Origin of the sequence: Streptomyces deccanensis (genome assembly GCF_022385335.1) — a bacterium.
Lineage (GTDB): Bacteria > Actinomycetota > Actinomycetes > Streptomycetales > Streptomycetaceae > Streptomyces > Streptomyces deccanensis.
In genome coordinates this window covers 3,701,660-3,727,914 of the sequence record NZ_CP092431.1, presented here as the reverse complement: position 1 = coordinate 3,727,914, position 26,255 = coordinate 3,701,660, and the positions used below count along the sequence as shown (strand labels likewise).

Sequence of the window (26,255 nt, the reverse complement as noted above, 5' to 3'; positions counted from 1 at the left end):
TCTTGTTCGGGCTGTCGGGGAACCATACGACCGCGATCACCGTTCGCCCCCTCGAACAACTCGACCCCCTCGCGGTCTTGTATAGACCGCTGCTCAGAGGCTAGCTTCTTATCGAATAGAAAGCGCTTGCTGTGACGCTCACCCTTTCGTCGGGCGTACGCGGCGCCCGACGCGTACGCACACACGAACGCATACCAACGAAAGGAACCGGCCGTGACACGCAAAACCGTACGGATCGCCATGAACGGCGTGACGGGCCGCATGGGCTACCGCCAGCACCTCGTCCGCTCGATCCTCGCCATCCGCGAGCAGGGCGGTCTCGACCTCGGTGACGGCACCGTGCTGTGGCCGGAGCCCATCCTCGTCGGCCGCCGCGAGCACGCGCTCAAGGCGCTCGCCGAGCAGCACGGCCTCGACCCGGCGAACGTCTCCACCGACGTCGACGCGGTCCTCGCCGACCCGACCGTCGAGATCTACTTCGACGCCCAGGTCACCTCCGCCCGCGAGGAGGCGATCAAGAAGGCGATCGCGGCCGGCAAGCACATCTACACCGAGAAGCCGACCGCCACCGGCCTCGACGGCGCCCTGGAGCTGGCCCGCCTCGCGAACGCCGCCGGCATCAAGCACGGCGTCGTCCAGGACAAGCTGTTCCTGCCGGGTCTGCTGAAGCTCAAGCGCCTCATCGACGGCGGCTTCTTCGGCCGCATCCTCTCCGTCCGGGGCGAGTTCGGCTACTGGGTCTTCGAGGGCGACTGGCAGGAGGCCCAGCGCCCCTCCTGGAACTACCGCGCGGAGGACGGCGGCGGCATCGTCGTCGACATGTTCCCGCACTGGGAGTACGTCCTGCACGAGCTGTTCGGCCGCGTGAAGTCCGTCCAGGCGCTCACCGCCACGCACATCCCGCAGCGCTGGGACGAGCAGGACAAGCCGTACGACGCCACCGCCGACGACGCCGCGTACGGCATCTTCGAGCTGGACGGCGGCGCGATCGCCCAGATCAACTCCTCCTGGGCCGTCCGCGTCAACCGTGACGAGCTGGTGGAGTTCCAGGTCGACGGCACCGAGGGCTCGGCCGTCGCGGGCCTGCGCAACTGCCGGGTGCAGCACCGCTCCGCCACCCCCAAGCCGGTGTGGAACCCCGACATCCCCGCCACCTACTCCTTCCGCGACCAGTGGCAGGAGGTGCCCGACAACGCCGAGTTCGACAACGGCTTCAAGGCACAGTGGGAGCTGTTCTTCAAGCACGTCTACGCCGACGCGCCCTACCACTGGGACCTGCTGGCCGGCGCGCGCGGCGTCCAGCTCGCCGAACTGGGCCTGAAGTCCTCCGCCGAGGGCGTCCGTCTCGACGTACCGGAGATCCAGCTGTGACGATCCAACTCCCGGACGGGAACGGCGGGTTCAAGACCTACGCCCCCCGGACCGAACCCCTGGCGGTGTCCCCGGGCACCCCCCTCACCTCCCGCACGGTCTTCTCGGCGGCGCACGTCGTCGCGGACCCCTTCGCGGACGTGTCCCCGGACTCGCCCGCCGCCGTCGACTGGGACGCGACCCTCGCCTTCCGCCGCCACCTGTGGTCGCACGGCCTGGGCGTCGCCGAGGCGATGGACACCGCGCAGCGCGGCATGGGCCTCGACTGGGCGGGCGCGGCGGAGCTGATCCGCCGCAGTGCCGCCGAGGCGAAGGCGGTCGGCGGCCGGATCGCCTGCGGCGTGGGCACCGACCAGCTCACGGGCCCCGCCTCCCTGCCGGAGATCCGCAAGGCGTACGAGGAGCAGCTGGCGCTCGTCGAGGAGTCGGGCGCCCAGGCGATCCTGATGGCCTCGCGCGCGCTGGCTGCGGCGGCCTCGGGCCCCGAGGACTACCTGGAGGTCTACGGCCACCTGCTCCGGCAGGCCGCCGAGCCGGTCGTCCTGCACTGGCTCGGCCCCATGTTCGACCCGGCGCTGGAGGGCTACTGGGGCTCGTCGGACCTGGACACGGCCACGGAGACCTTCCTCGCCGTGATCGCCGCCCACCCCGACAAGGTCGACGGCATCAAGGTCTCCCTGCTGGACGCCCAGCGCGAGATCGACATCCGCCGCCGGCTCCCGCAGGGCGTCCGCTGCTACACCGGCGACGACTTCAACTACCCCGAGCTGATCGCGGGCGACGAGAAGGGCTTCAGCCACGCGCTGCTCGGCATCTTCGACCCGCTGGGCCCGCTGGCGGCTCAGGCGGTCCGCGTCCTGGACACGGGTGACGTGAAGGGCTTCCGGGAGCTCCTGGACCCGACCGTCGAACTGTCCCGCCACCTCTTCCAGACCCCGACCCGCTTCTACAAGACGGGCGTGGTCTTCCTGGCGTGGCTGGCCGGGCACCAGTCGCACTTCACGATGGTCGGCGGCCTGCAGTCGGCCCGTTCCCTGCCGCACTTCGCGCGGGCCTACGAACTCGCCGACGGCCTGGGCCTGTTCCCGGACCCGGCGCTGGCGGAGAAACGGATGAAGAACCTGCTCTCCCTGTACGGAGTGGACCAGTGAGCACCGGCGGCGGACTTGAGCGCTTCAGCATCAACCAGATGACGGTCAAGCAGCTGTCGATGCCCGAACTGGTCGAGGGCTGCGTGGAGTTGGGCATCACGGGTGTGGGCCTGTGGCGCGAGCCGGTGGCGGCGCACGGCCTGGATGCGACGGCCAAGCTGGTCCGCGACGCGGGCCTCGCGGTCACCACCCTCTGCCGGGGCGGCTTCTTCACGGCGATCGACCCGGCGGAGCGGGCGGCGGCCCTGGCCGACAACCGCAAGGCGATCGACGAGGCGGCGACGCTCGGCACGGACACGCTGGTGCTGGTCTCGGGCGGTCTCCCGTCCGGTTCGAAGGACCTGCACGGCGCGCGCGAGCGCATCGCGGACGCCCTGTCGGAACTGGGCCCGTACGCGGCCTCGAACGGCGTGCGCCTCGCGATCGAGCCCCTGCACCCGATGTTCGCCTCGGACCGCTGCGTGGTGTCGACGCTCTCCCAGGCGCTGGACATCGCGGAACGCTTCCCGGCGGACCAGGTGGGCGTGACGGTCGACACGTACCACATCTGGTGGGACGACACGGCCCCGGCGGCGATCGCCCGCGCGGGTGCCTCCGGCCGCATCCACACCTTCCAACTCGCCGACTGGATCACCCCGTTGCCCCAGGGCGTCCTGACCGGCCGGGGCCAGATCGGCGACGGCGCGATCGACATGCGCGAGTGGAAGTCCTACGTCGAGGCGGCGGGCTACACGGGTCCCATCGAGGTCGAACTCTTCAACGACGACCTGTGGGCGGGCGACGGCCGCGAGCTGCTGGCGCAGACGGCCCGACGCTTCGTGGAGCACGCGGCGTAGTGCTCCGGCGGTGAGCCGGGCGAGAGGTCGCCGCCCGGCTCACCACCGATAACCACCGACCACCACCGACCGCCGAGCCGGGGGTCGATACAGGAAACACGTCGTGCCACTCCGGGACTACTCCGTGCCGTCGGCCGGCAGGCGCTCCGGCAGCCCGAGCTGCGGGAACCGGTCGTCGTGGAACGTGATGATCTCGGTGATCGCCCCGCCGGTGATGCGCAGGACGTCGATCGTCAGCGGCAGGTACGCGCCCTTCTGTTGCTGCCAGAGGTAGAAGGCGAGAGCGGGCTGCCGGTTCACGGTGGTCTGGACGGCGCGCAGGCCCTTCATGCCTTCGAAGCCGCTCTCGACCATGTACTTCACCACCGTGTCGCGGCCGGCATACAGCCCCGGCGTGGGCGGCATCGAGAAACGGACGTCGTCGCGCAGCATCGAGGCGAGCGCCTCGACGTCCGTAGCCACGCTGGCCTCGGTGTAGCGGCGCACCAGCTCACGCGTCCCGGCATCCTCCTCGCCGCCGGTCCAGTCCTGCCGCTCGGCGGGCAGGTGCTCCCGCATGCCGGCGCGGGCCCGCTGCAGGGCGCTGTTCACGGAGTTGACGGAGTCCCCCAGGATCTCCGCGACGTCCTTCGCCGGCCGGCCGAGCACATCCCGCAGGATCAACACGGCCCGCGGGCGCGGCGCGAGGTGCTGGACCGCGACCAGGTAGGCCAGCTCGATCGTCTCCCGCGCGACGGCGACGGCCTCCGGCTCGTCCGCGTCGTCCGCGGGCAACTCGTCGAGCAGCCGGTCCGGGTAGGGCTGCAGCCACAGCACCTCACCGCCGGTAGCGGGCTCAGGGCGGCGCTCGGCGAGCAGATCCAGACAGACGTTGGTGGCGATCCGGTACAACCAGGCCCGGAACGTCGACCGTCCCTCGAAGGTCTCCCGCCGCCGCCAGGCACGCATGAACGTCTCCTGCACGGCGTCCTCGGCGTCCTCGAACGACCCGAGCATCCGGTAGCAGTGCACATGCAGCTCCCGCCGGTGCCGCTCCGCGAGTTCCGAGAAGGCCGGCTCGTCGACCTCGCCCAGACCGCTCACGCCCATCTCCTCCAGCCGCGTGTCCGCACCCATCACGTCATCCTTCCGTCGCAGCGTGTCCCTACGCGGATATGACGGGGGCGGGCGCGAAAACTCATCACCGGCCTTGCCGGGGGGTCAGGAGCCGGATGTCGGCTCCGGCGGTCCCATGGGAGCCGCCGCGTGCAGGCAGTACTTCAACCGTCGTAGGTAGTCCTCGAAGGGCTCGTCCGCACCCCACGTCTCGTAGGCGGTGCTCTGCGCGGCGAATGCCAGGTTGAGCTTGAGAGCCACCGTCATGGTGTCGCCTTCGGAGGTGCGCGACGCCGTCCATTCACGCAGGTCGGTGAGGAACTGCTCACCCACGACGTCCCAACTCGACTGCGCGAGGGCGGGGGAGCGGTCCTTCAGTCGCCGTTGCAACGGGACGCGGTCGCTGAGGAGTTCGTTGAATCCGACCAGGATCGCCGTCAGTGAGTCCCACAAGGGCTCGTCGTCCGGCCGGGCGGCCATGATCGCGCGCCACTGCTCCCGCTGCTCGGGGTCCTGGTCGAAGACGACGGCTTCCTTGCTGGCGAAGTAGTTGAAGAAGGTGCTGCGGGAGACGTCCGCGGCGGCGGCGATCTCCTCGACGCTGACGGCTTCGAACCCGCGCTCCTCGAAAAGCCGCAGCGCGGCGCTCCGGATGGCGCGCCAGGCTGCCAGCTTCTTCCGTTCACGCAGGCTCATGGCTCATCCTCCCGGATCGATCATACAGACCTGGACGCCGTGCATATTTGCACTCAGTTCAAGTTTCTGTATCGTGGAGCTCGTACCGGACGCGCTGTGGAGAACCGGCCGGAGACCCGATCACCCTTACCGTGAAAGCGAGCCCCGCGATGATGAGTCCTGACGAAGTCGTACGTTCCCTGGCCGACAGCTGGAACGACCCCAGCCGCGATCCTGACGCCGTCAGCAGGCACTTCGCCGAAGACGCCTGCTACCACAACATCCCCGTGGAGCCCGTCCTCGGCCGCGCCGCCATCCGCGACGCCTGTGTGGACGGCTTCAAGCAGTTCGACCACATCCGCTGGGACGTCAAGCACCAGGTCGCCTCCGGCAACGTGGTCATGAACGAGCGCGTCGACACCCTGCAATCGGGGGAGCGCGTGATCGTGATCAGGGTCATGGGCGTCTTCGAGGTCAACGACGGCCTCATCACCCAATGGCGCGACTATTTCGACATGGCAGAGGCCGGCCCCGCCTTCGGCCAGTAGCGAAGGGCGGGCGACGGAACGCGGGGGCGTACCTCATGGCCCAGGCCGTGAGGTGCGCCCGCGCTGCGGGCCACCGCCGATGTCCGGTGCCGGGCGTATACGTCGCGTATACTCTCCGCATGTCCGACGTCATGATCCGCGTGCCCGCCGAAGTTCGTGACCAGCTCGCCGCCGTGGCTGAGGCCCGGGGGACGAGTCTTCGTGCCCTCATGCAGGACATTGCCGCGTCGACACTGACTCCCGAGCAGATCAAGGAACGTGCCGATCGCACGCGGGCCGTGCTCGCCGAACGCTTCGGACACGACGTGTCCGACGAGGAGTCCGCCGAGATGCGCCGCAAGATGCGGGAGGCCACGGCTGCCCACAGGGCCGCCCTCGTGCAGGTCGAGTCGTCTCGTTGAGCCAGACCGAGCACTACGTCCTTGACGCGCCCACCCTCGTGGCGCTGGGGGGCGACAAGCAGGTCTCGGGCCTCGTCCACGCCGCGGCGGCGAGTGATGACGTTCGCCTGTGGGTGCCCGTCCTGTGCCTCCTGGAAGCCGAGCGCCGTCGTGCGGGCATGGTCGACCACGTCGGTGTCCTGGTGGACGTGTTGTCCATCGTCGACGACGACTACGCCATGGCCGCGACGGTCGCCGAACTGGGGCGATCGGGAATCGCCCAGGACGCCTCGGCCGCCGTCCACGCCGCGAGGCCCAACCAGACCCTTCCGACAGGGGCGTTGATCGCCACGGTGGAACCCGGTGTGTACGACGGCCTCGGAGTCGGTGTCATGGACCTGAGACGCTGACCGGGCTTCGGGAGCGGGGAGAGTTTGACGCCCGGTAAGCGTGACGGCCTCTCCGACGTCCCGCTCACGGGTGGCGGCGAGCCGTGCAGTCATCATCCGGTCGGCCCGCAGATACAGGGACAAGCCTCACTGCCGAGATCCCAGGTCCCGCTCACACCGCCGCCCGGTCGCCCCGCCTTCGCCGAACATCTCGCGCTCGGCCGCGTCGATCTCCTCCTGGGTGAGGGGGCCGTGCATCTCCTCGTTCGCGGCGATGAGTTCGTCGAGTTGGTTGGTCGGGCCCTCGCCGGGTGCGTAGGTGTGGTCGCTCACGGACTCAGTCTCGCAAGACTTCTGCGAGAACGAGCCGCCGTCACGGGGGAGGTCACGCGGGCCTACCAGAGGGGGATCATGACGGCGATGGTCACCACGACGCCGAGGGCCATGACCGTGTAGTGCCTGGCCTTGAGCTTCTCGACGGGGCGGCCCAGGCGGACCCGCTCCTCCTGGCGTCTGAACCATCCGATGAAGCTGACGCGCATGAGGACGAAGTAGATCGCGGCGCCGATGAACACCAGCAGGGCGGTGCGGGGGTCCCCGTCCTCGCCGTCGAGCCCCTCGGGCAGGGTCTCCAGGGCCGCGTAGGCCGCGAGGATGAGGACGAGCAGGACCGCCTCCCACTTGCCCCTCCGCGTAGCGGGGAACAGGGACGCCAACGCCACCGCCAGGGCGACGCCGGCCACGGCGGCGGCGATCCACAGAGTCCCCACGGTCCCCAACTCCTACAGAAAGCCGGCCATGAGTGCCACGACCGTGGTGAAGGCGAGGAAGAAGAGCACCGTCTGCCTGGTGGTCAAACTTTCCCACGTCCCGCCCGAACGGGCCAGCTCCTGTTGGCGTCTGATGTAACCGGCGAAGACGACCCGCATGAGCGCGAGTCCGAGCGCGAGGGCGGTGAACAGCATCAGGGAGACGGGGTCCCCGTCGGCCTCCTCGGCCGGAACCATCAGCCCCACGAAGACAGCCGCAGCGAGGACGGGCAGGACGGCCTTCCACCTGTCCTTCCACGCGGGGATCAGCGACGCCAGCGCCACGGCCACGGCCACGCCGGCCACGGCGGCGGCGATCCACCACTCGGTACGGGAGAAATGAGACGTGAGCATGGGCTCCTCGCCGATGACGGTCGAAGCCGTCGCTGGGTCTTCGTGAGGGAGCGTGCGGCCCTGCGACCGCCGCGGTCCGAGTGGATCACGCCTGTTCCGTGGGCGTCACTACCTGTGCGTCCACGACCTCGTTGCCGACCGGTCTACCCCCTCTCCCGCGCGGCCCCCGCCCCTGCCCGCGCCCCCGCCCGGTACTCCGTCGGAGACACCCCGTACGCCCCCCGGAACGCCCGCGTGAAGTCGGAGGCGCGGGGCAGGCCCCAGCGGGTGGCGATGGTGTGGACGGGCGTGGTGGTGTGGGCGGGGTTCGCCAGGTCGCGGCGGGCGCCTTCGAGGCGTTGGGCACGGATCCAGGCCGCGACGGTCTCGCCGGGGGTGTCCTCCTGGAACAGCCGGTGCAGATAGCTCAGCGAGATGTGATGCGCCGCCGCTATCACCGGCGGCGTCAGCTCCGGGTCGTGCAGGTTCTGCCGGATGAACGCCCGTATCCGCGTCGTCAGCGCCCGCTCGCGCGTCTCCGCCGGTAACGCGTCCTCCACCTCCAGCACGTGGGCGAACCAGGCGGACAGCAGGTCGATCAGGACGGTACCCAGTCGCGGCGCGTCGGACGGCTGGAGCGCGTCCGCCTGCTGCTCCAGGCCGGTGAGGAAACCCGTCAGCAGTGCGCCCACCCCGTCCTGCGCCGACAGACGCCGCCCCAGCAGCTGACGGACACGGGCGGGAGGCAGCGGCAGCAGTGCCTTGGGGAAGTCCACACCGACGCCCCAGATCACCTGACGGCCCAGGCCGGCCGGCACATGCACTTCGTACGGGCGTGACGTGTCGCTCACCCACAGGTCGCTCGGCCCGTACGCCTCGGCCCGCCCCACATGCTCGAACCCCAGGCCGCCGCCGAGCACCAGCGACAGGTGGTACATCTCCGGGTCGGACTGCCGCACCAGTTTCTCGGTACGCCGGAACCCGGTCACCAGATGCGCCGTCGGCCACGCCAGCACCGGCCCCAGCTCCAACAGCCGCTGCCGCGCCCAGAAGTCGTCGGCGAACTCGCAGCTCATGTGACTGGGCGCGATCGCCCGGTGCATCAACTCCGCCCAGTAGTCGAACCGGTGCTCCGTGGGCACGTCATCGCTCCGGAACACGGTTCCGATCATGCCGGGTCACCCCTGGGTCAGCTCGTCGGTCCACTCGGTGAGCTTGTCGGTGCTCGTTCACCGCATCCTGGCATATCGCCCCCGAGGAACCCCCGGTGCACCCTCTACGGTGGCCCGCATGACCGACGACAGCTTCTGGACCCTCCCGCCCGACCGCGTGGTGCGCGGATCCATGGGCCACTGCGACCTCACCGTCCTCCTCCCGCCGTTCGACGTCGACGCGGGCGTGCTCCCCGCCAACGACCCTGCCCGCGCTGCCGAGTTCGCCGCGTCCCTGGGCATCGTCGACGAGATCCTGCAGGACCTCGGCCCCCGGCCCGTCCGCGACGTGCCGCCCTATACGGACACACGGTCCGACCTGGACATCGTGCACGCCGCCGCCTGGGGCCATGTCCTCGGCTTCAGCGGCCCGGCGCTGGCCGACAACGGCGACGACACCCCCGTGCTGAGCGAGGCCCGCGTCCTGCGTGAGCGCTACCCCGACGCCCGTATCGTCGGCCGCGTCCATTTCCACGGCGGTGCGGACCACACCGAGGACCTCGTCTGGCTGCCGGACGGGGCCCTGTTCCACGCCACCGGCTGGCCCGGGGACGACCCGTTCGAGGTGACGGGCGACCCGGCCGTGATCGCCGCCGCCCTCGGCGTCCCCGCCGGGACGCTGGAGGACCTCGGCCTGGACGAGGAGGACCCGGCCGACATCGAATGGTCCGGCTTCGCCGCCCTGGCCCTGGGCAAGGCCGACCCCTGGGGCAAGAACCACCTGGAAATCACGACCTTCCGCGTACGGCACAGCGAGTTCGCCACGTCCCGGATGGAAGAGCTGTACTTCGTCGGGGGCTAGCGATCGGCGAGGGGGCCAGAGGTAGCGATCGGCGGGCCCCAGGGGTAGCGATCGGCGGGGCCCCAGGGGTCCGGTCCTGTGAGAGTTCTGTGTGGCGTCTGTGATGCCCGGTGTAGCCGCTCGGCGCACCGGGCGGACGCCCCTGACGAGGTACCCCTTGCCGGACGGAACCGTCCGCTGAAGTCAACTGCCCACTCTTCGCTCACAATTGACGCTCCGCTGACAACATCATCAACGCCGTCAACGCCAACAATCCCCTGATTACGCCGACTTCGGGTCCTATGGTGAGGCCCGGCGCGTACACGTCACGGGGGCCTCACGCGCCACCCACACCCCCTCAGTGCCCCCCACAACGAGGGAAGACGTCATCTTCAATCGAGCGCTCCACATACCCACGCGGTGGCGGCTCACAGCTCGCCTCACGGCCGCCGCGGGCCTGGCGGCCGCCGTCACCCTGACCGGCCTGCCCGGCATGCCCGTCGACACCGCCTCCGCCGGCCCGGCGGTCTCGGCCAGACTCAAGCCCGGCTTCGACAAGCACAATCGTCGCTGCGACGTCCGCAACGGTCTGCCGGCCGCCACCAGGACTCCGGCGAACTCCGGGTTCCCCAACAGCCCGCTCGGCAACTTCCACAAGGCCGACGACCTGCCGAAGAACTACGAGTTCGACCTGCCCGGTCTGGCGTACGACGGGCTTCAGGCCCCCACGGCGGCCGAGGAGAAGAAGGCCCTCTCCCAGGTCCCGGGGGACACGGAGAAGAACGTCAATGCCTGGCGGAAGATCGCGGACGCCTCCGGCAAGCCCGCCGACCGGGCCATGGAGATCTACGCCCGCTGGCTGAACACCGGGAAGAAGAGACCCTTCAAGACGTGGTTCGACAAGGTCTACATCCGCAACCAGACCAACGTGAACAAGGGGGCCGGGTTCGAGCGTCAGCTCGTACGGGACTACAAGCTTGTCGGCCCCGACTGGCTGTGTGAGGTCTACGTCGAACTCTTCGACGCCGAGGGCAACAAGGTCGGCGAACGCCGCTACGACTCCTACAACAAGCGCACCAAGGAATTCAACGAGTTCAAGTCGAACTCCAAGCCGAGGGCCGACCAGCTCGCCAAGGACCGGGTCGTCGCCCGCTCCCTGACGGACCACACCTTCCGATTCACCGGCGCGAAGAAGTTCACCACCGGCCAGCAGAAGCTGATCGACGACTTCAATAGCGAACTCGAACGCGAGCGCGGCAAGGCCAACCAGGTACGCGGCAACCAGCGCATCTACAACCCGGTCGGCAGGACCACCCCCATCAAGGGCTACTCGGACCACCAGCGCTGGTTCGCCCCCGGCTGCCAGACCGGCGGAGCGCAGCCCCTGGCCGCCGCCGCCAACAGCTGCGGTACCCGGGGCCCGGCCAACCAGCGGGCCCTGGACTCCGGACGCACACCCGCGGAGGCCAAGCAGATCCAGGCCGAGGCCCGCCGCCTCGACACCCGCGGCACCCTCCCCAGGGGCGGCCCCGGCGGCATCGACTTCACCAGCCTCGAACTGCGCTACGTCGGCGGCCTCGGCAAGGGCAAGGGCATGCAGTACAGCATGCGCGCCGACCAGATGCCCGACCCGGACACCAACCCCGGCTGGGGCGGCGAGGCCAAGATGCAGCTCGCCTCCGACGCGATGTTCACCTGGCTCGCGCTGACACCGGACAAGTTCTGGGTCAACCTCAACCCGGACGAGCCCGACCGCGTCATGGACTCCAAGTTCGCCTCCACCGACGCCGGGCGCATCCTGCTCGAAGCCGACCTCCAGATGAAGCACGACTTCTACAAGGCCATGGACCCCAAGACCGACCTCGGCAGGCGGTACTGGGCGGCCCTGCCCAAGCAGAACGGCAACCCGTGCATGCCGGGCCTGCGGAACTGGATCGAGCCCAAGCCCGCGCAGGTGCGCGAGCAGGACGGCGGCATCTACATCCTCGACGCCCCGCTCGCCCTGAAGTCGACCGCGCAGGAGACCGTCACCGAGGGACCGGGCGAGCCGATCTGCGACCCGAACGACGCCGAGATCGCCGCCGCCCAGGCGGTCATCGACTCGATGATCGTCCCCGAGGTCGAGAAGCAGATCAACACGGCCCCGCAATACGCCGACCTGCGCCGCGTCTACACCTCGCGGGTCGCCGCCGAGTACATCCGGCAGCAGGACGCGAAGAACCCGACCGACTTCCGGTCGATCATCAACAGCGACGACGTCAAGGCGTGGCCGCTGCGCGCGCCGAACCAGAACTGGGACAAGGACGAGCTGTTCCGCAAGTACCGCAAGATCTACACCGAGGGCGAGTTCACGTACGACGTGGACACCGCGCAGGGCGTACGGGTCTACATCGTCGGCGGCGTGGACTTCTCCAAGCAGCCCAAGCGGAACATCACCCGCACGCAGTTCAACGTCGAGAACCGGGACCTCGACAACACCACCGTCAACTCCCGCAAGTCCGACGACACGTCGTACCGCGACACCGACACGCTCTACTTCGGTGGCGGCAAGGTGACCGACTCCGGCGGCGGTGACACGCCGAAGCCGCCGCCGACGCAGGATCCCGACCCGACACCGAGCGACGATCCCAGCGACGACCCGGGCAAGCCGGACCCGACGCCGTCCCAGGACCCGACCCCGGGCGCCCCCGGCACCACCCCGAAGCCCCCGGGCGGCGACCTCGCCGACACCGGCTCGAACACCCCGGTGGGCCTTTTCGCCGCGCTGGCGGCAGCGTTGGCCGCCGTGGGCGGGGGACTGGTGTGGTGGATGCGCCGCCGCGGGATCAGCCTCGGGAGGCGTACGGGATGAACTCGGCCCAGGCGTTGGAGGAGAGGATGAGCTGAGGCCCGTCCGCGTTCTTCGAATCGCGGACGTGGATGGCAGAGGGGGCGGCGGCTACTTCGACACAGTCGCCGTCTCCGCTGCTGCTGTAGCTGGACTTGAACCAGGCAACCTCGACGCAGTCGCCGGATGCGCTGCTGCTGTGGCTGCTCTTGAACCAGGCCAGTTCGGGGGTGCTCATAGGTCTCCTCGCATCCGCTGCAACAGGCTCATGGAGTCCCGCATGGTGAGAGCCTGTGAACGCATCCTGGCATAGCGCCTCTGCAGCACGCTGACCACTTTCGAGTCGGTGATCAACAGGCCGCTTTCCTGGCCCTCGTTATAAGCGAACCACTTGGCCTCGGGCGTTTCCAGCAGTTGCATCGGGCCAGCCAGGCCGGAGTGCGACTCGAGGACCATCGGCATGACCTGGATCTCGACGTTCCGCAACTCGGCGATCTCCAGCACGTGATCGATGAGCTCTCGTGTGACCCCCGCGCCGCCTGTGCGCCGCACGAACAGCTGCTCTTCCAGGATGAAGCCGAAGGCGGTGTTGGGGCGCTCGTGCAGCAGTCGCTGTCGCGCCATCCGCGCCGCCCAGCGCTCCTCGATCTGCTCATCGTCCATCGGCGGCAACTGGTCGGCGGACATGGCCCGGAGATACGCCTCCGTCTGCAACAGCCCCGGCACCATGCGGCACTCGTACGTGTAGAGCACGATCGCCGCGGCCTCCAGCTTGGCCCATTTCCTGAACCACGCCGCCAACCCCGGCTGGCGCCCCAGATGCTGAGCCGCCCTGATCAGCGCACCGGTATTCCCCAGCGCCCGATCCACCCCCTCCACGAACGCCGCGTCCGGCATCCGCCGCCCCAGCTCCACCGACGCCACCATGTGCTTGGAGTAACCGATGACCTCGGCCAACTCCTCCCGGCTCAGCCCCGCGTGCTCGCGCAACGCCTGGACCATCGCGCCGAACGTCCGCAGACTGTCGGACGACTCCGGCTCGCCGCCCCCGCCGATCCCCACCACGCCGCCGCTGTCGGCCACCACCGGCCACCTCCCGCGCACCCGCCCACCGAACCACACCGTTCAACGCCCATGGTTACGCCACGTCACCAGTACCGTCCAGTGCGTCACCGCGTACGCTCACGCAGCGTACGCGGCGCGGCGCTGGCGAACGGGGCTTTCCGCAGGCCACATTGGCGACATGACCGCACCGCCCGCCGCGCGACACCCGCTCACGGCACCGACGTTCACGCGACGCTTCAGCTCGACCCCGCTGGGCGCCCGCATGGCGAGACACGAGGCCCTGAACCAGCTGCATGCCTGGGGCATCCGCTACGGCTCGGAGGAGTCGGAGCGGGCGGCGGTGGTCGTGGCGGAGCTGGCGGCCAACGCGGTGACGCACGGCCGCGTCCCGGGCCGGGACTTCGAACTGCGCCTGTCCCTGCCCACCGGCTCCCTCCGCATCGAGATCACCGACACCCGAGCCGAACGCCTGCCGCCCGGCCCCGGCGCCGTACGACAGGCCCGCCCACTCGCGGAGGAGGGACGCGGCCTGCTGCTCGTCGCCGCGCTGGCCGACCGCTGGGAGGTCCAGGACCGCGCCCAGCCCGGCAAGACAATCCTGGCCGAGATCGACCTGCCCCGCTGGCTGTCCCTGGTCAAGCGGATCCCGGAACGCCGACCTCCGAAGCGGCGCGGTACCGGTGGAGCTGCCAGGCCGTGTACACCATGACGGGGACGACCACTGCGGGCACGAGCCACCACGGGAGGCCGAGCCACACGGACGGCAGCCCCATGCCCAGGGAGGCGACGATCAGGGCGATGAGCAGGGGCCGGCCGTATCCGGCCCAGGTGCGGTGCGCACCGTCACGGGGACCGGTCAGCCGCATCCCGCCGAGCCAGAACCCCAGAGCCGCCAGCAGACCCGCGAACGTGCCGATCGCGGCTGTCATCTGGGCATCGTCGCGGGGCTCCTCGGAGGTGCTCTGCCGCACGTCTCCCCGGCCGAGCGCCACGACGTCCCCGCGCCAGACGGTGCCGCTGACCCGGTCCCCGGGCCGCAGGCGCTCCAGCAGCGGGTCCGGGTCACCGAACGCCACGGTCCCGTTCCAGAAGGGTGCCCCGGACAGTGTCGCCCGGTAACTGCCGCTCCTGCTCGCCTCGTTCCGGGTTCCGTCGACGGTGAAGGAGGCCGTACGCAGACAGTCCTCCCACGCCTTCGCCGAGACCTCGGCGGCACACGGCACGGCCGCCCCGTACGCCTCGTAGCGGTCCCTGTCCCGGGGCAGCCACACGGTGAACACCAGGACGCAGGCGAGCAGCGGGGCGAGGGACGACGTGAGCAGCAGCGCGCCGATTCTCATGGCCACAGCTTCACTCGGCGGCGGCCGGGCGGACAACGGAGGCGCCGGGCAGCCTGGCCCCGCCCTCCGTTGCCGTGTCCCGGCAGCCGCCGTTCACCCGGCTACGACGTCACCGTCAGCAAGTCCCGCTGGTCCTCCGGCAGTTCGACCTTGTCCGCGTACAGCAGGGCGTGCCCCGGGTCGAAGACCAGGGCCACCTCGCCCGCGAGGCCGCCGTTGGCGCTGAGTACCTGGACCACCTGGTCGCCGAGGCGGACGTCGTACTCGTAGCGGGAGCCGACGTAGGAGCTGGTGATGACCTGGGTGTCGAGGCGGTTGACGCCCGCCGGTGTGTCCGTCGAGGCCACGACCTCCAGGCGCTCGGGGCGGACCGCGACCGTGACGGAGTCGCCCGTCGGGACGCGCCGGTCGCTGTCGACGCGGACGACCTCGCCGCTGGCGTCGAGGAGCACGGTGTGCCGGGTGCCGTCGACGCTCACCACCTTGCCGGTGAGGAAGTTGCAGCGGCCGACGAACGCGGCGACGGCGGGCGCGGCCGGCTTCTCGTAGATCTCGTGCGGCGTGCCGATCTGGATCATGTTGCCGCCCTCCATCACGGCGATCCGGTCGCTGAGCGCGAGCGCCTCGTCCTGGTCGTGGGTGACGTAGACGGTGGTGATGCCCAGCTCCTCCTGGAGCCGCTTCAGCCAGGCGCGGGCCTGCTCGCGCAGCTTGGCGTCCAGGTTGGAGAGGGGCTCGTCGAGGAGGAGGACCGTCGGGGAGTAGACCAACGCCCGTGCCAGGGCGACGCGTTGCTGCTGGCCGCCGGAGAGCTGGTGGGGGTAGCGGCCGCTGAGCGCGGCGAGGCCCACCTTGTCCAGGGCGTCGTGGATCAGCGTCCTCTGCTTGTCCTTGGGGACCTTGCGGATGTTGAGCGGCAGCGCCAGGTTCTTCGCGATGGTCATGTGCGGCCACAGCGCGTACGACTGGAACACCATGCCGAGGTTGCGCTCCTCGGGAGGGAGGAAGACCCCCGCTCCGGCGTCCACGAACGTCCGTCCGCCGACCGCGATCGAGCCCTCCGTCGGCTGCTCCAGGCCCGCGATGCAGTTAAGCGTCGTCGACTTGCCGCAGCCGCTCGCGCCGAGCAGCGTGAAGAACTCGCCGTCCTTGATGGTGAAGGTGACGTCCCGCAGGACGGAGTTGTCGCCGAAGGTCTTGGCGAGGTTCTTGACGGTCACCTCAGGCATGGTGCTTTCCCTTCATGAGCAGTCCAGCGAGTGCGACGAAGACCGCGGTGATGCCGATCTGGAGGGTGGCCAGCGCGGCGACGGATCCGGCCCTGCCCTGCGTCCAGAGACTGAGCATGGTGGTGCCGAGGATGTTGTTGTCGGCCGAGGAGAGGAAGACGGCCGGGGAGTACTCCTTGAGCATGATCACGAAGGTGAGGACGAGCGCTCCCGCGAACGCCGGTGTGATCAGGGCCCGCAGGACGCGGAAGAACGTCATCAGCCAGTCGGCGCCGGAGACCCGGGCCGCGTTGTCCAGCTCCCCGCCGATCTGCATGATCGCCGGGGCGACCGAGCCGAACGCGCTGGGCAGGGCCCGCATGCCGAAGGCGATGATGACGGCGTAGATCGTGCCCTGGAGGACGGATCCCATCCCGAAGGGCGCCAGCGCGAAGGCCCAGAAGAAGCCGATACCGATGATGATGCCGGGCAGGGACTGCGGGATGAGGGCCAGATATTCGACCGCCCGGCCGAAGCGGAACGTCGACCGCCGGGCCACCATCACCGCGAACACGGCGAGCGCGGACACGACCACCGAGCCGACCCCGGCCACGATCATGCTGTTGTAGAGCGACTGCACGTAGTTGTCGGAGTCGAAGACGATCTCGTAGTTCTTCGTCGTGACCGTCCGGAACGGCGACTGGAGCGGCGTGAAGACGAGCGTGAAGGACCGCATCACCAGGCCCGCGATCGGGATCAGGGCGCCCACGATCACGTAGAACCAGATGCACGCGATGCTGACCCACTTCAGCCAGCCCAGGTCCAGCTTGCGCGGCCGGGTCACCTTGCCGCGCACGGACACGAACCGCGCCGCGTCCTTCAGCAGCTTCGCCTGTACGGCGACCAGGCTCAGGGTGACCACCAGGATGACCGTGGAGGCCGCGCCCAGCATCGTGTAGTCGGGGTCCACCGACTGAAGTCCGTTGTGGTAGAGGAACGTTGAGAAGACGTCGATGCTGACCGGCTGGCCGTACAGCAGCGGCACGCTCAGCGTCTCGATGGAGACGGAGAAGACGAGGATCGCCGAGTAGACGATCGGGGGCCGCAGCAGCGGCACGATCACCTGGGCGAGGATGCGGAAGGGGCCGGCGCCGCAGACCTGCGCGGCCGATTCGAGCGAGGCGTCGGACTGCCTGAGCGCGTTCGCGCAGAAGACGTACGCGATCGGGGCCAGCGCCACGGCCTCCGTGAGCGCCATGCCGGGGATCGAGTACAGGTTCCACGGCACCGAGCCGAACACCTGCTGCACCTTGACGCTGACGAACCCGGCCGGGCCGTACATGATGATCCAGCCGAAGCCCAGGATCAGCGACGAGATGAAGAACGGCCACTGCATGGCGAGGGCGATCAGCCGCCCGCCCGGCAGCTTCGTCCGGACGACCACGATGGCCATCGGGATGGCGATCGCCAGGCTGAGGACCGTCGTCAGCGAGGCGAACAGCAGGGTGTTCAGGGCGACTTCACCGAAGCCGGCCTTGGTGAAGAGGTCGGTGTAGCCGCTGAGGGTGAACGCCCCGCCCGCCTCGTAGAGCGGGCGGTTGCGGATGCTCTGGTAGAGGGTCGGGACGATCGGGGCCAGCACCAGCACGGCGAGGAACGCCAGGACCGCGTACTGGACGAGCGTGTCCCGTCCGATGCCGAAGGGGCGGCGGTAGCGCGGTGGCCGGAACGTCTCCGCGGGTGTCTCGTCCGCCGGTGTGCGGGGTGGCTGGGTGAGGGTTGACATCTGAGCTGACTCCGATCGTCCTTGGAAGCTGCCTGCCTACGGAGTCCGTCTACTTACGGAGTCCGTCGAAGCGCTCCAGCCAGGCCTCGGAGTCGTCCTTGGAGACCGCCTCGTACTTGACGTGGATGATGTTCTCCTCGCCGACGGCGTCCACGACCTCCTGGTAGGTGTGCAGGCCCTCGCCCTTCACGCCGTCGCGGTACGAGGCGAGGCCGCCCTCGGCGACCGCGCGCTGCCCCTCCTCGGAGAGGGCGAAGTCCATGAAGAGCTTCGAGGTCGCCGGGTGCGGCGCCTCGGCGGCGATGCCCATGCCGCGCGGCAGGACGACCGTGCCGTCCTTCGGGAAGACGATCTTCACCAGACCGGCGCTGTCCTCGACCACCGGGTAGGCGGGGGAGGCGCTGATCAGGAAGCCGGCCGTGTACTCACCGGCGACGATCTTCTCCAGCTGGGTGCCGGAGGAGGTCTCCGGGCGGGTCAGCGGAAGGATCTTCTCCAGGTCCTTCCACGCCTCGGGGTTGCCCTCGGTGAGCGCCCGCGTGACGGTGAAGCCGAACGAGCCCTCCGGGTCGCGGACCGTCACCTTGTTCTTGTACTTGCCCTCGTCGCCCGTCACGATCTCGGCGAAGTCCGTCAGGGTGGTCGGCGGGGTCTCCATCAGCGACGTGTTGTACGCGATCGTCATCGGGTCCTGCGACAGCGAGTACACGCTCGGCAGCAGCTCGGCGCTCGCGCCCAGCTCCTTCAGCTCCGGCGACTCGTACTCCAGGACCGTGCCCTTGCGGGCCGAGAAGTCCGACCAGGCGGTCGCCGCGCTGGAGATCAGCACGTCCGCCGGGGAGGAGCCGGCCGCGTTCTCGGACAGGGTCTTCTGGAACAGCTCGTCGCTGTCCAGCTCGTTGACGGAGACCGTCTTGATGAAGTCGTACTTCTTCTTGAAGTCCCGGACGATCGGCGCCATGTTCTCGTCGCCGAGGTTGGAGTAGACGGTGAGCTTGCCGCCCTCCTTCTCGGCCGCCGCGATCAGGTCGGCGTAGTCGGCCGGGTAGTAGTCCGGCACCTTGCCCGCCGAGATCTTGTTCTCCGCCACCTTCGGCGCGTCGGTGTCGGCACCGCCGCAGGCGGCCAGGGTGCCGAGGGCGAGCGTCGCGGCGCACGCGGTGACGACGATGCGTCGGGTGCTGGTCTGGCTGGATCTGGCCATGGTTCTCCTCCTGGCGCGTGCCTTCTGGCAGCTGTTGCCGGGAGGTTAGGGACCCTGGTCAGGCCGGTAAATCCCTCACCCGTCAGAGCTCGTACTGCTCTTATTGGTCGTTGAGTTAGTGACGCGAGTCACCCTCGCTGGGCTGGGGTGACTGGCCGGGAATGATCGCTCCTGAGATGGGCCGTGAGCTGCTGGAGCCGTGCCCAGGAGGCCGGGTCCGTGCCGTCGCCGAGGGGGTAGTGCAGGGCCGGGCGGGACGTCGGGCCGAGGTGCCGCGCACGGACCTCCACCGGGGGGCGGCGGGCGTGGTCCAGGCCGATGGTGTGGACGTCGTCCGGGCCGAGCGTGAAGGCGTACGGGACCGGCGGGCCCTCCAGCCGGGGCGCGGTCGTCAGGTCGGCGCGGGCCACCCGCACCGAGGTCAGCATGGTCCGCAGACCGTGCTCCCGGACCAGGGTGTCGGCCAGCGCCTCGATCCGGTCCAGCGGCGGGTCCTCACCGGCCGCGTAGCCGATCGCTAGGACCGCGTCCTCCTCCACGCCCTTCGTCGTCCGCGTCACCCGGACCGTCGCCGTCGCCGGCCGGTCCGGTGTGCCGACCACGATCAGGTGCGAGGGTTCGGGCGCCCGCTCCCGGGCGAGGTCGGTCAACTGCCGTGGTGACCAGGGCAGGTTGACGGGCTCGGCCGTGCCCCAGCCCGCCGGCGCCGTGCCGGTCAGCGCCTTCCAGGCCGCCTCCAGGGCACCGCCCAGCAGCAGGTGCTCGTCGGCCCGGTGCACGGTCCGGAGGGCGACGATCAGTTGCCGGCCGGGAGCGTCCCCGTCCGCCGGGCCACCGGTGGGGCCGCCCGCCCGTCCCGTCGCCCGGCCGACGGCGGCGTCTTCCGCCCGGCCGTCCGCCGGGCCGCTGGTGTGGCCGGCCTCCTGGCCGCCTGCGGGGCCTCGCGCCGGGCGATGCGCGGCGTCCTCCGCCCGGCCGACCGCGGCGTCCTCCGCCGAGCCGACCGCAGAGTGGTTCCCCGGGCCGTCCGCCACGCCCCGCGCCGTGCGCGTGAACGCCGCCGCCACCGTCGCCGTCCCGTCCTCCGCGAGCGCGGGTGAGAACGCGCCGTCCCGCCAGCGCAGCACCGCCCCCGACAAGCCGTCGTAGTACCCGCACTCCGGGTCCTGGACGACCCAGCGGTTGGGGACGCGCGCCAGCGTCGTGCGGGCGGCGGGGCTCAGGCGTACGCCACGCGGCGTGACGATCTGCAGGGACCGCCGGGACACCGCCGCCGTCCGCATGATCTCCGCGAGCCAGCTGGTCAGCGCCACCACCGGCCGGTCGATGAGGACCACGGCCGCGTGGTCCGTCACGACGTCCACGGCGGGCTGCCCCGACCCCGCCGACGGTACGGCGGAGACGTCGACCACCTGCGTGCTCGCCGCCCCGGCGGGCCAGGTCGCGCCGCCCAGCAGGGCGTTGAGTCGCCCGCACACCACCCCCGCGAGCCGCTCCGCCTCCGGGACGGCCGTGGACGCCCGCGCCTCCGTCCACCAGAACGGGACGTCCATGGCCTGCCCGAGCAGCCGCTCCGCCTCACCGGGCACCTGGACCAGCACGGGCGACTCCACGGACACCAGCGGGCGGCCACCGGGCCCGTGCAACTGGACGACCGCGCCCTCGGCCGCCGCCGACAGGTCCAGGTCGGAGCCACCGGCGTACAGACTCGTCATGAGGGCCCACACATCCGGCATCTTCGGGGTGAGGGCGATGACGTCCTTGGTCACGGGCGGTCGCCCTCCTCGCTGTCGTGTGCGGTATCGCGTGCGCTGTCGTGGGCGGTGCTGTCGTGTGCGGTGTCGTCGAGTGCGGTCTGTATCAGCTGGTGGGGCCGGCCCCGGCGGACCAGCGTGCCCCGCCCGGCCGGCTGCGCCGAGGCGTACAGGCCGGGGAAGAGCTGGCCCTCGCTGCGCTCACCGGTCATCAGCAGCGCGGCCGTACCGGTCTCGCGGAGGGTCTGCAGCAGCGGCTCGTACATCGCCCGGGAGGCGCCCGCCACCCGGCGGGTGATCACGAAGTGCAGCCCGATGTCCTGCGCCGACGACACATACGGCAGGAACGGCGCCAGCGGCTGCTGCCCGGCGGTGGTGAGAATGTCGTAGTCGTCGACCAGGATCACGATCCGGGGACCCTTGAACGCGGGCTCGTCCGTCAGCGCGTCCGGATCGGCGCTCTCGGGCATCCGCTTCTCCAGCTCGTTCGCGATCCCGCTCGACAGTCCCGCCGCGAGCTTCGCGTTGTGCGCGTACCCGCCCCGGTACGGCTCCGGGATCACACCCCGCAGGCCGCGCCTCGGGTCGAACACCCCGAAGACCAGCTCCTCGTCCGAGTACCGCTCCACGAGCCGCGCCGCGACCAGCTTCAGCAGGTTCGTCTTGCCGCACTCGTTGTCGCCGAGGATCAGCAGATGCTGGTCCGAGCCGAACAGGTCCAGCAGCGCGGGCGCCAGGGCGTCCTGGTCGACCCCGATCGGCACCCGGTGCGGCTCGGCGACCACCGACGGCAGCCGGTCCGACGCCAGCCGGGTCGGCAACACCCTTACGGGCGCGGCCAGTTCACCATGCCAGGTGGAGCGGATCGTGCGGGCCGCGTCCTCCAGCGCCGGAGCGAGATCACCCGTCGACGGGCGGCCGTCGAGGCGGGGGAGGGCCGCCTGCGCGAACAGCTTGCCGTCGGTCAGGACACGCCCCGGGGTGTCCGGCGACAGCGTCTCGGAGAGCTTGCGGTCCACGCTCGAATCGCTCGGGTCGTTGAGCCGCAGCTCCACCCGCGTCCCGAACATCGACTGCGTCGCGATCCGTACGTCGTTCCAGCGCAGCATGCCGCCGACGACATGGATGCCGTAGCCGCCCCCGCGCTTGAGCAGCTCCACGACCGTGTCGTCCAGCTCGGCGAACTCGTCGCGCAGCGCGCCGAACCCGTCGATGAGCAGGACGATGTCCGTCGACCCCAGCTCCCGCAGCCTGCCCTGGGCACGCAGTCGCCGCAGCTGGTCCACCGAGTCGATCCCGTGCTCGCGGAACAGTTCCTCCCGCTCGACCAGCATCGTCCGCACCTCGGCGACCGTCCGCGCCGCCCGCTCCCGGTCCGCCCGCCCCGCGATCCCGCCGACGTGCGGCAGCCCGGCGAGCGCGGAGAGTCCGCCGCCGACCAGGTCCAGTCCGTAGATGCCGACCTCGGCGGGCGTGTGCGTGGTGGCCAGCGACAGCGCGAGCGTCCGCAGTAGCGTCGTCTTGCCGGACTGCGGGCCGCCGATCACCGCCGCGTGGCCGCCCGCGACCGTCAGATCGAGCACCCAGTGCCCCTGCCACTGCTTCGCCGGATCGTCCAGCACCCCGAGCGGCACCCGCAAGGGGCCTTCCCCGGTGGCCAGGCGCAGCCCGCGCTCGTCCACCCGCACGGGGCCGGCCGCCGCGTCCAGCGTGATCGCGTCCGGCAGCGGCGGCAGCCAGATCCGCCGCACCGGCCGTGCGGCGGCGGCCAGTTGGTCCACCATCACCGACATCACGGTCGGCCCGGTCTCCCGCTTCGTGGCCTTCGGCTCCTCGGCGGCCTCACCGGCGACGGGCGCGCCGCCGAGCGTGTTGTACGTCGGATACGGCCAGGCCAGCGGTGTGTCGTCCTCCTGCGCCACCAGCGCCGGACCCCGGTACGCGCCCGACACGTACCCCGCCTTGAACCGCTCGTACGTCGACGTGTCCACCTTCAGATAGCCGAAGCCCGGCAGCGGCGGCAGATGGAAGGCGTCGGTGGTGTCGAGGACGGTCCGCGACTCGTCGGCGGAGAAGGTGCGCAGCCCCAGCCGGTACGAGAGGTAGGTGTCGAGGCCCTTCAGCTTGCCGCCCTCGATGCGTTGGCTGGACAGCAGCAGATGCACGCCGATGGACCGGCCGATGCGCCCGATGGACAGGAACAGGTCGATGAAGTCGGGCTTGGCGGTGAGGAGTTCACCGAACTCGTCGATCACCACGAAGAGGTGCGGCAGCGGTTCCAGGTCGGGCCGCCGGGTGGCGCGCAGGGCGGCGTAGTGTCCGATGTCGGCCACGTTCCCCGCGTCTTTCAGCACCTGCTGGCGCCGCTTGACCTCGCCCGCGAGGCTGGAGTGCACGCGCTCGACGAGGCCCGCCTGGTTCTCCAGGTTGGTGATCACCCCGGCCACGTGCGGGAGTTCGGTGAACGGGGCGAAGGTCGCGCCGCCCTTGTAGTCGACCAGGACGAGCGCCAGGTCCTCGGGGGAGTGGGTGGCGGCCAGCGCCAGCACGAGGGTGCGCAGCAGCTCGCTCTTGCCGGAGCCGGTCGCGCCGACGCACAGCCCGTGCGGGCCCATGCCCAGCTCCGAGGACTCCTTGAGGTCGAGCAGCACCGGCTCATGACGGTCCGTCACCCCGATGGGCACCCGCAGGAACTCCCGCTCGCCGCGCGGCGCCCACAGGTCGTGCAGGTTCAGCAGGGCCGGGTCGTCGATGCCGAGCAGACCCGGGAAGTCGACGGGCCCGGTGACCGGCGTGCCCTCGGCGGCCGACTCGGCGGACAGCCGCAGCGGCGCGAGCAGCCGGGCGAGGCCCTCGGCACCGGCGGCGGTGACCTGGTCGCAGGTGCCGTGCGCGGGCGGGACGACGGTGGGGGCCCCGATCGCCGAGGGGTCCGGAGCGCGCAGGTCCTCCACGACGACCTGATCGCCCCGCACGGTGATCCGCACCGACACCTGATCGGGCTCGTGCACCTGCTCCGCCAGCAGGTGCAGCACGGTGACGCCCATGTCCGCGAGCCCCACCGCCGTGTCGGGGCGCGGCAGTTCGGCGGCCGTCTCCCCGTACGCGTCGCTGACGACGAGCATGCGGGACGCCAGCCCGAGCGCCTTGCGGTCGGCGAGGCCCCGGCGCACCTCCGCCGCGTACGACGCGCGCCGGCCCAGCTCGTGCCGGAAGTGCCGGGCCAGCTGCGCCAGGCCCGGCGCGATCCGGCGGGCCGCCACCGGACCGTCGTGCTCCTGCGCGTCCAGCACGTGCGGCAGCCACTTGGCCCACTCCCAGTCCGCCAGCCGCTCGCCCGGCACGCCGAGCGCCACGGCCACGTCGTCGGGCGCGTGCGTGACGGCGACCTGGACGAGGAGGGCGCGGGCCACCCGCAGCACACCCTCCCGGTCGCCGACCACGCTGACGTTGCCCGCGCGGTCCAACGGCACCGTGATCGGGCAGTCGTTGGCCACCGAGTAGCGGGCCAGCAGCGCCCGCGCCTCGTTCAGCATGAACGGGTCCGGCGGGGTCAGCACGCCGCCCTGGTTCTGCCCGATGGCCAGGTTCGCCACGGGGACGTCACCGGTGCCGACGCGCACCCGCAGGAAGTCCACGTCCTGCCGCCGCCGCTCCCACAGCCGGGCGGGGTCGCGCACCAGGTCGTACAGCGCCTCCGGCGGCGGATTCAGCACCCGCGCGAGCGCCCGCCGCTCCCGCTCCTCCGCGCCGAACTCCTCGCGCAGCTCCTCCAGATACTCCAGATACCGCTCCCGCTGCATGCGGCGGGTGCGCTGGGCCTTGCCGCGCTGGGAGAGGAACAGGGCGACCGCGCCGAGCAGCGCGATGACCAGCACCATCGCGCCGATGGCCGCGAACTGGCTGTTGCGGATCACGGTCATCATCACGACCGAGCCCATGACCCCGGCCATCGGCAGCAACGCCGTGGCCGCCGTCCCCGCCTTGCCCTCCGGGAGGTTCGGCGGCGGCTCGATCGTCCGGGCCCCGGCGGCACCGAGCGGCCGGGTGCTCCGCGCGGGCCGGTGAATCAACTCCTGGGTCACGAACGGACCCCTTCCGCATACGAACTGCCGGTCATCGCATCCTCACCGCGCGGGTCATCGCCTCCGCCGCCAGGGTGATCGCCGCCGCGCGGGTCTCCTGGCCCAGCAGGGCGGTGCGGATCGGGCCGCCCTGGGCGAGGTGGCGGTCGTAGGGGACGGTGACGACATGGACGCCGGACTCCTTGAGGTGGGCGACGGCGGTGGCGCGGTCCAGCGTGACGTCGGGGGAGTTGGCGGTCAGGGCGACGATGGTCGAGGAGAGCGCGGAGTGCGGCAACTGGCCGAGCCAGTCCAGGACCTGGCGGGTGCCGTTGACGCCCTCGGCGGTCATCGGCGCGACGACCACGCGCGCGTGGGCGGTGTCCATCGCCGTACGGGCCACCTCGCCCGGCAGGGTCTCGCAGTCCACGACGGTGACCGCGAAGTAGCGACGCAGCGCGAGGGTCACGGTGCGGTACGTACGGATGTCCAGCGGGGCGCCAACGCGGCCCTGGCTGGCGGGCAGCAGCCAGCCGCCGTCGGCCACCGGCACCAGGTACCCGGTGACATCGGTGAGCTGCATGGCCGGGTTGAGGATGTGTGCGAGGTCGGCCGCCGCCCAGCGCACCGAGTCGGCGCCCATCCGTACCGGCAGGGTGCCGAGCGCGGCGTCGGCCTCCAGGGTCAGCACCGGGTCGTGGCGGTAGTGGTTGAACGTCCGTCCCAGCAGTGCGGCCATGGTCGACTTCCCCACGCCGCCCCGGATCGACGTCACCGCGATGACGCGCCCGGTGGTCACCGGCTGCTGCAACTCCCGCGCGATCCGCGTCTCCTCGGCGACATCCTGCGCGGCCGACCCCGCCAGCTTCCGAAGGGACCGCCCCGTCCGCCGAGCCACGGACTCCCCATGCTGCGGCCGCCCGAGCGCGTGCGCGAGCCGCGGATCGATGGTGGGCACGGAATCGGGGGCGTGCAGGGGGGCCTGCGGCGAGTGGCCCTGCCGCGGGGCGGGCGCCGAGGGGGTGGCGGAGGGCGCGGGCGCCGGGGGGTTCGCGGGCGTTGGGGAGTCTGCGGGTGCTGGGGGGTTCGCGGGCGCTGGGGGGTTCACGGGCAAGGAAGAGCCCTCGGCCGCCGGGCGCCCCCGACCACCGGCCTGCCCACCCTCGACACCATCACCGGGCGAGCTGTGTCGACCGTCGCTTGCGGGGGGCCCGGGGTGAGCGGCGCTCGCGGGCGATCCGGGCCGAGGGGTGCTTGCGGGGGGCCCGGGCTGCGCCGTGTCACCGGCCCACCCCGACTCACCAGCCGACGGTACGGCGGCGGCCTGGGGAACCCCGGCCCGGGGCATCCCACCGGGGACGTACGACCCGGCTGCCCCCACACCGGGCACCGGCTCAACCGGCGGCTGTGCGAAGGGAGCCGCCTGCA

General features: G+C 70.9%; 24 protein-coding genes. 9 read left to right on the top strand and 15 right to left on the bottom strand.

Features of this window, described 5'->3' with window-relative positions; genetic code table 11:
• Positions 1 to 213 precede the first annotated feature (213 nt).
• The 3 genes from L3078_RS16575 to L3078_RS16565 are packed head-to-tail and all read left to right on the top strand — an operon-like array spanning position 214 to position 3,358.
• Complete coding sequence (locus L3078_RS16575) at positions 214 to 1,371, top strand: Gfo/Idh/MocA family protein (protein WP_239754527.1); 1,158 nt, start codon at positions 214 to 216, stop codon at positions 1,369 to 1,371.
• Entirely contained in the window at positions 1,368 to 2,522 is a 1,155-nt protein-coding gene (locus L3078_RS16570) for a dihydrodipicolinate synthase family protein (protein ID WP_239754526.1), read from the top strand. The genes L3078_RS16575 and L3078_RS16570 overlap by 4 nt, the downstream gene beginning before the upstream one ends.
• Before the next feature lie 38 nt (positions 2,523 to 2,560).
• The gene (locus L3078_RS16565; RefSeq protein ID WP_239754525.1) at positions 2,561 to 3,358 is read left to right on the top strand and encodes a sugar phosphate isomerase/epimerase family protein; all 798 of its coding nucleotides are present in this window, start codon (positions 2,561 to 2,563) and stop codon (positions 3,356 to 3,358) included.
• A 117-nt stretch (positions 3,359 to 3,475) separates the two neighbouring features.
• Here the strand turns inward: L3078_RS16565 and L3078_RS16560 are convergent, their stop codons facing one another.
• Positions 3,476 to 4,474, bottom strand: a complete 999-nt coding sequence (locus L3078_RS16560) for an RNA polymerase subunit sigma-70 (protein WP_239754524.1) — start codon at positions 4,472 to 4,474, stop codon at positions 3,476 to 3,478.
• 84 nt (positions 4,475 to 4,558) lie between these two features.
• Positions 4,559 to 5,149 (bottom strand): TetR family transcriptional regulator, encoded by a 591-nt coding sequence (locus L3078_RS16555; RefSeq protein WP_239754519.1) that lies wholly within the window; start codon positions 5,147 to 5,149, stop codon positions 4,559 to 4,561.
• A gap of 152 nt (positions 5,150 to 5,301) precedes the next feature.
• Here L3078_RS16555 and L3078_RS16550 point away from each other — a divergent pair, with 152 nt between their 5' ends.
• From L3078_RS16550 to L3078_RS16540, 3 genes are all read left to right on the top strand, one after another.
• The gene (locus tag L3078_RS16550) at positions 5,302 to 5,676 is read left to right on the top strand and encodes a limonene-1,2-epoxide hydrolase family protein (RefSeq protein ID WP_239754517.1); all 375 of its coding nucleotides are present in this window, start codon (positions 5,302 to 5,304) and stop codon (positions 5,674 to 5,676) included.
• A gap of 119 nt (positions 5,677 to 5,795) precedes the next feature.
• The gene (locus tag L3078_RS16545; protein WP_239754494.1) at positions 5,796 to 6,077 is read left to right on the top strand and encodes an Arc family DNA-binding protein; all 282 of its coding nucleotides are present in this window, start codon (positions 5,796 to 5,798) and stop codon (positions 6,075 to 6,077) included.
• Positions 6,074 to 6,466, top strand: coding sequence for a PIN domain-containing protein (locus tag L3078_RS16540; protein WP_239754493.1), 393 nt, complete (start codon positions 6,074 to 6,076; stop codon positions 6,464 to 6,466). Before L3078_RS16545 ends, L3078_RS16540 begins: the two co-directional genes overlap by 4 nt.
• Positions 6,467 to 6,592: 126 nt before the next feature.
• Here L3078_RS16540 and L3078_RS16535 read toward each other — a convergent pair whose 3' ends face one another.
• The 4 genes from L3078_RS16535 to L3078_RS16520 form a co-directional block, all read right to left on the bottom strand.
• Positions 6,593 to 6,778 carry a hypothetical protein gene (locus tag L3078_RS16535; protein WP_239754492.1) on the bottom strand — a complete coding sequence of 62 codons (186 nt, stop codon included), beginning with the start codon at positions 6,776 to 6,778 and terminating at the stop codon, positions 6,593 to 6,595.
• 62 nt (positions 6,779 to 6,840) lie between these two features.
• On the bottom strand, positions 6,841 to 7,215 hold the full coding sequence (locus L3078_RS16530; protein WP_239754483.1) for a hypothetical protein: 375 nt from the start codon (positions 7,213 to 7,215) through the stop codon (positions 6,841 to 6,843).
• Positions 7,216 to 7,227: 12 nt separating this feature from the next.
• Complete coding sequence (locus L3078_RS16525; protein WP_239754481.1) at positions 7,228 to 7,608, bottom strand: hypothetical protein; 381 nt, start codon at positions 7,606 to 7,608, stop codon at positions 7,228 to 7,230.
• Positions 7,609 to 7,751: 143 nt separating this feature from the next.
• Positions 7,752 to 8,759 (bottom strand): helix-turn-helix domain-containing protein, encoded by a 1,008-nt coding sequence (locus L3078_RS16520; RefSeq protein ID WP_239754460.1) that lies wholly within the window; start codon positions 8,757 to 8,759, stop codon positions 7,752 to 7,754.
• A gap of 118 nt (positions 8,760 to 8,877) precedes the next feature.
• Between L3078_RS16520 and L3078_RS16515 the strand changes: the two genes are divergently transcribed.
• Together L3078_RS16515 and L3078_RS16510 are read left to right on the top strand one after the other, a co-directional pair.
• Positions 8,878 to 9,600 (top strand): DUF6333 family protein, encoded by a 723-nt coding sequence (locus L3078_RS16515; protein ID WP_239754459.1) that lies wholly within the window; start codon positions 8,878 to 8,880, stop codon positions 9,598 to 9,600.
• Between the two features lie 340 nt (positions 9,601 to 9,940).
• Positions 9,941 to 12,430: a hypothetical protein gene (locus L3078_RS16510; protein WP_239754458.1), complete on the top strand. Its 2,490-nt coding sequence runs from the start codon at positions 9,941 to 9,943 to the stop codon at positions 12,428 to 12,430.
• Here the strand turns inward: L3078_RS16510 and L3078_RS16505 are convergent.
• Both L3078_RS16505 and L3078_RS16500 read right to left on the bottom strand, forming a co-directional pair.
• Entirely contained in the window at positions 12,405 to 12,644 is a 240-nt protein-coding gene (locus L3078_RS16505) for a DUF397 domain-containing protein (RefSeq protein ID WP_239754456.1), read from the bottom strand. The two genes, L3078_RS16510 and L3078_RS16505, sit on opposite strands and share 26 nt — an antisense overlap.
• Positions 12,641 to 13,492: a helix-turn-helix domain-containing protein gene (locus tag L3078_RS16500; RefSeq protein ID WP_239754454.1), complete on the bottom strand. Its 852-nt coding sequence runs from the start codon at positions 13,490 to 13,492 to the stop codon at positions 12,641 to 12,643. Before L3078_RS16500 ends, L3078_RS16505 begins: the two co-directional genes overlap by 4 nt.
• Before the next feature lie 157 nt (positions 13,493 to 13,649).
• Here L3078_RS16500 and L3078_RS16495 point away from each other — a divergent pair, with 157 nt between their 5' ends.
• The gene (locus L3078_RS16495) at positions 13,650 to 14,180 is read left to right on the top strand and encodes an ATP-binding protein (RefSeq protein WP_239754452.1); all 531 of its coding nucleotides are present in this window, start codon (positions 13,650 to 13,652) and stop codon (positions 14,178 to 14,180) included.
• Here L3078_RS16495 and L3078_RS16490 read toward each other — a convergent pair.
• The 7 genes from L3078_RS16490 to L3078_RS16460 all read right to left on the bottom strand — a co-directional run bounded on the left by L3078_RS16490 (position 14,107) and on the right by L3078_RS16460 (position 25,725).
• Positions 14,107 to 14,811 carry a hypothetical protein gene (locus L3078_RS16490; RefSeq protein ID WP_239754450.1) on the bottom strand — a complete coding sequence of 235 codons (705 nt, stop codon included), beginning with the start codon at positions 14,809 to 14,811 and terminating at the stop codon, positions 14,107 to 14,109. The two genes, L3078_RS16495 and L3078_RS16490, sit on opposite strands and share 74 nt — an antisense overlap.
• A 101-nt stretch (positions 14,812 to 14,912) precedes the next feature.
• A complete protein-coding gene (locus L3078_RS16485; protein WP_239754448.1) occupies positions 14,913 to 16,040 on the bottom strand; it encodes an ABC transporter ATP-binding protein in 1,128 nt (375 codons plus the stop codon).
• Positions 16,033 to 17,805, bottom strand: a complete 1,773-nt coding sequence (locus L3078_RS16480) for an ABC transporter permease (RefSeq protein ID WP_239754446.1) — start codon at positions 17,803 to 17,805, stop codon at positions 16,033 to 16,035. Before L3078_RS16480 ends, L3078_RS16485 begins: the two co-directional genes overlap by 8 nt.
• Positions 17,806 to 17,854: 49 nt before the next feature.
• Complete coding sequence (locus L3078_RS16475; protein ID WP_239754444.1) at positions 17,855 to 19,009, bottom strand: ABC transporter substrate-binding protein; 1,155 nt, start codon at positions 19,007 to 19,009, stop codon at positions 17,855 to 17,857.
• A gap of 128 nt (positions 19,010 to 19,137) precedes the next feature.
• Positions 19,138 to 20,778: a DUF6177 family protein gene (locus tag L3078_RS16470; RefSeq protein WP_239754442.1), complete on the bottom strand. Its 1,641-nt coding sequence runs from the start codon at positions 20,776 to 20,778 to the stop codon at positions 19,138 to 19,140.
• On the bottom strand, positions 20,775 to 24,848 hold the full coding sequence (gene eccCa, locus L3078_RS16465; RefSeq protein WP_239754441.1) for a type VII secretion protein EccCa: 4,074 nt from the start codon (positions 24,846 to 24,848) through the stop codon (positions 20,775 to 20,777). Before eccCa ends, L3078_RS16470 begins: the two co-directional genes overlap by 4 nt.
• Positions 24,849 to 24,879: 31 nt before the next feature.
• On the bottom strand, positions 24,880 to 25,725 hold the full coding sequence (locus tag L3078_RS16460) for a CpaE/TadZ family protein (protein ID WP_239754440.1): 846 nt from the start codon (positions 25,723 to 25,725) through the stop codon (positions 24,880 to 24,882).
• Positions 25,726 to 26,255: the final 530 nt, after the last annotated feature.

Bases quoted from the DNA above. Each gene is read 5' to 3' on its own strand.
- L3078_RS16560 (WP_239754524.1), bottom strand. From the start codon at position 4,474: ATGGGTGCGGACACGCGGCTGGAGGAGATGGGCGTGAGCGGTCTGGGC.
- L3078_RS16505 (WP_239754456.1), bottom strand. From the start codon at position 12,644: ATGAGCACCCCCGAACTGGCCTGGTTCAAGAGCAGCCACAGCAGCAGC.
- L3078_RS16565 (WP_239754525.1), top strand. From the start codon at position 2,561: ATGACGGTCAAGCAGCTGTCGATGCCCGAACTGGTCGAGGGCTGCGTG.
- L3078_RS16555 (WP_239754519.1), bottom strand. From the start codon at position 5,149: ATGAGCCTGCGTGAACGGAAGAAGCTGGCAGCCTGGCGCGCCATCCGG.
- L3078_RS16475 (WP_239754444.1), bottom strand. From the start codon at position 19,009: ATGGCCAGATCCAGCCAGACCAGCACCCGACGCATCGTCGTCACCGCG.
- L3078_RS16545 (WP_239754494.1), top strand. From the start codon at position 5,796: ATGTCCGACGTCATGATCCGCGTGCCCGCCGAAGTTCGTGACCAGCTC.
- L3078_RS16490 (WP_239754450.1), bottom strand. From the start codon at position 14,811: ATGAGAATCGGCGCGCTGCTGCTCACGTCGTCCCTCGCCCCGCTGCTC.
- L3078_RS16480 (WP_239754446.1), bottom strand. From the start codon at position 17,805: ATGTCAACCCTCACCCAGCCACCCCGCACACCGGCGGACGAGACACCC.
- L3078_RS16485 (WP_239754448.1), bottom strand. From the start codon at position 16,040: ATGCCTGAGGTGACCGTCAAGAACCTCGCCAAGACCTTCGGCGACAAC.
- L3078_RS16520 (WP_239754460.1), bottom strand. From the start codon at position 8,759: ATGATCGGAACCGTGTTCCGGAGCGATGACGTGCCCACGGAGCACCGG.
- L3078_RS16515 (WP_239754459.1), top strand. From the start codon at position 8,878: ATGACCGACGACAGCTTCTGGACCCTCCCGCCCGACCGCGTGGTGCGC.
- L3078_RS16525 (WP_239754481.1), bottom strand. From the start codon at position 7,608: ATGCTCACGTCTCATTTCTCCCGTACCGAGTGGTGGATCGCCGCCGCC.
- L3078_RS16495 (WP_239754452.1), top strand. From the start codon at position 13,650: ATGACCGCACCGCCCGCCGCGCGACACCCGCTCACGGCACCGACGTTC.
- L3078_RS16550 (WP_239754517.1), top strand. From the start codon at position 5,302: ATGAGTCCTGACGAAGTCGTACGTTCCCTGGCCGACAGCTGGAACGAC.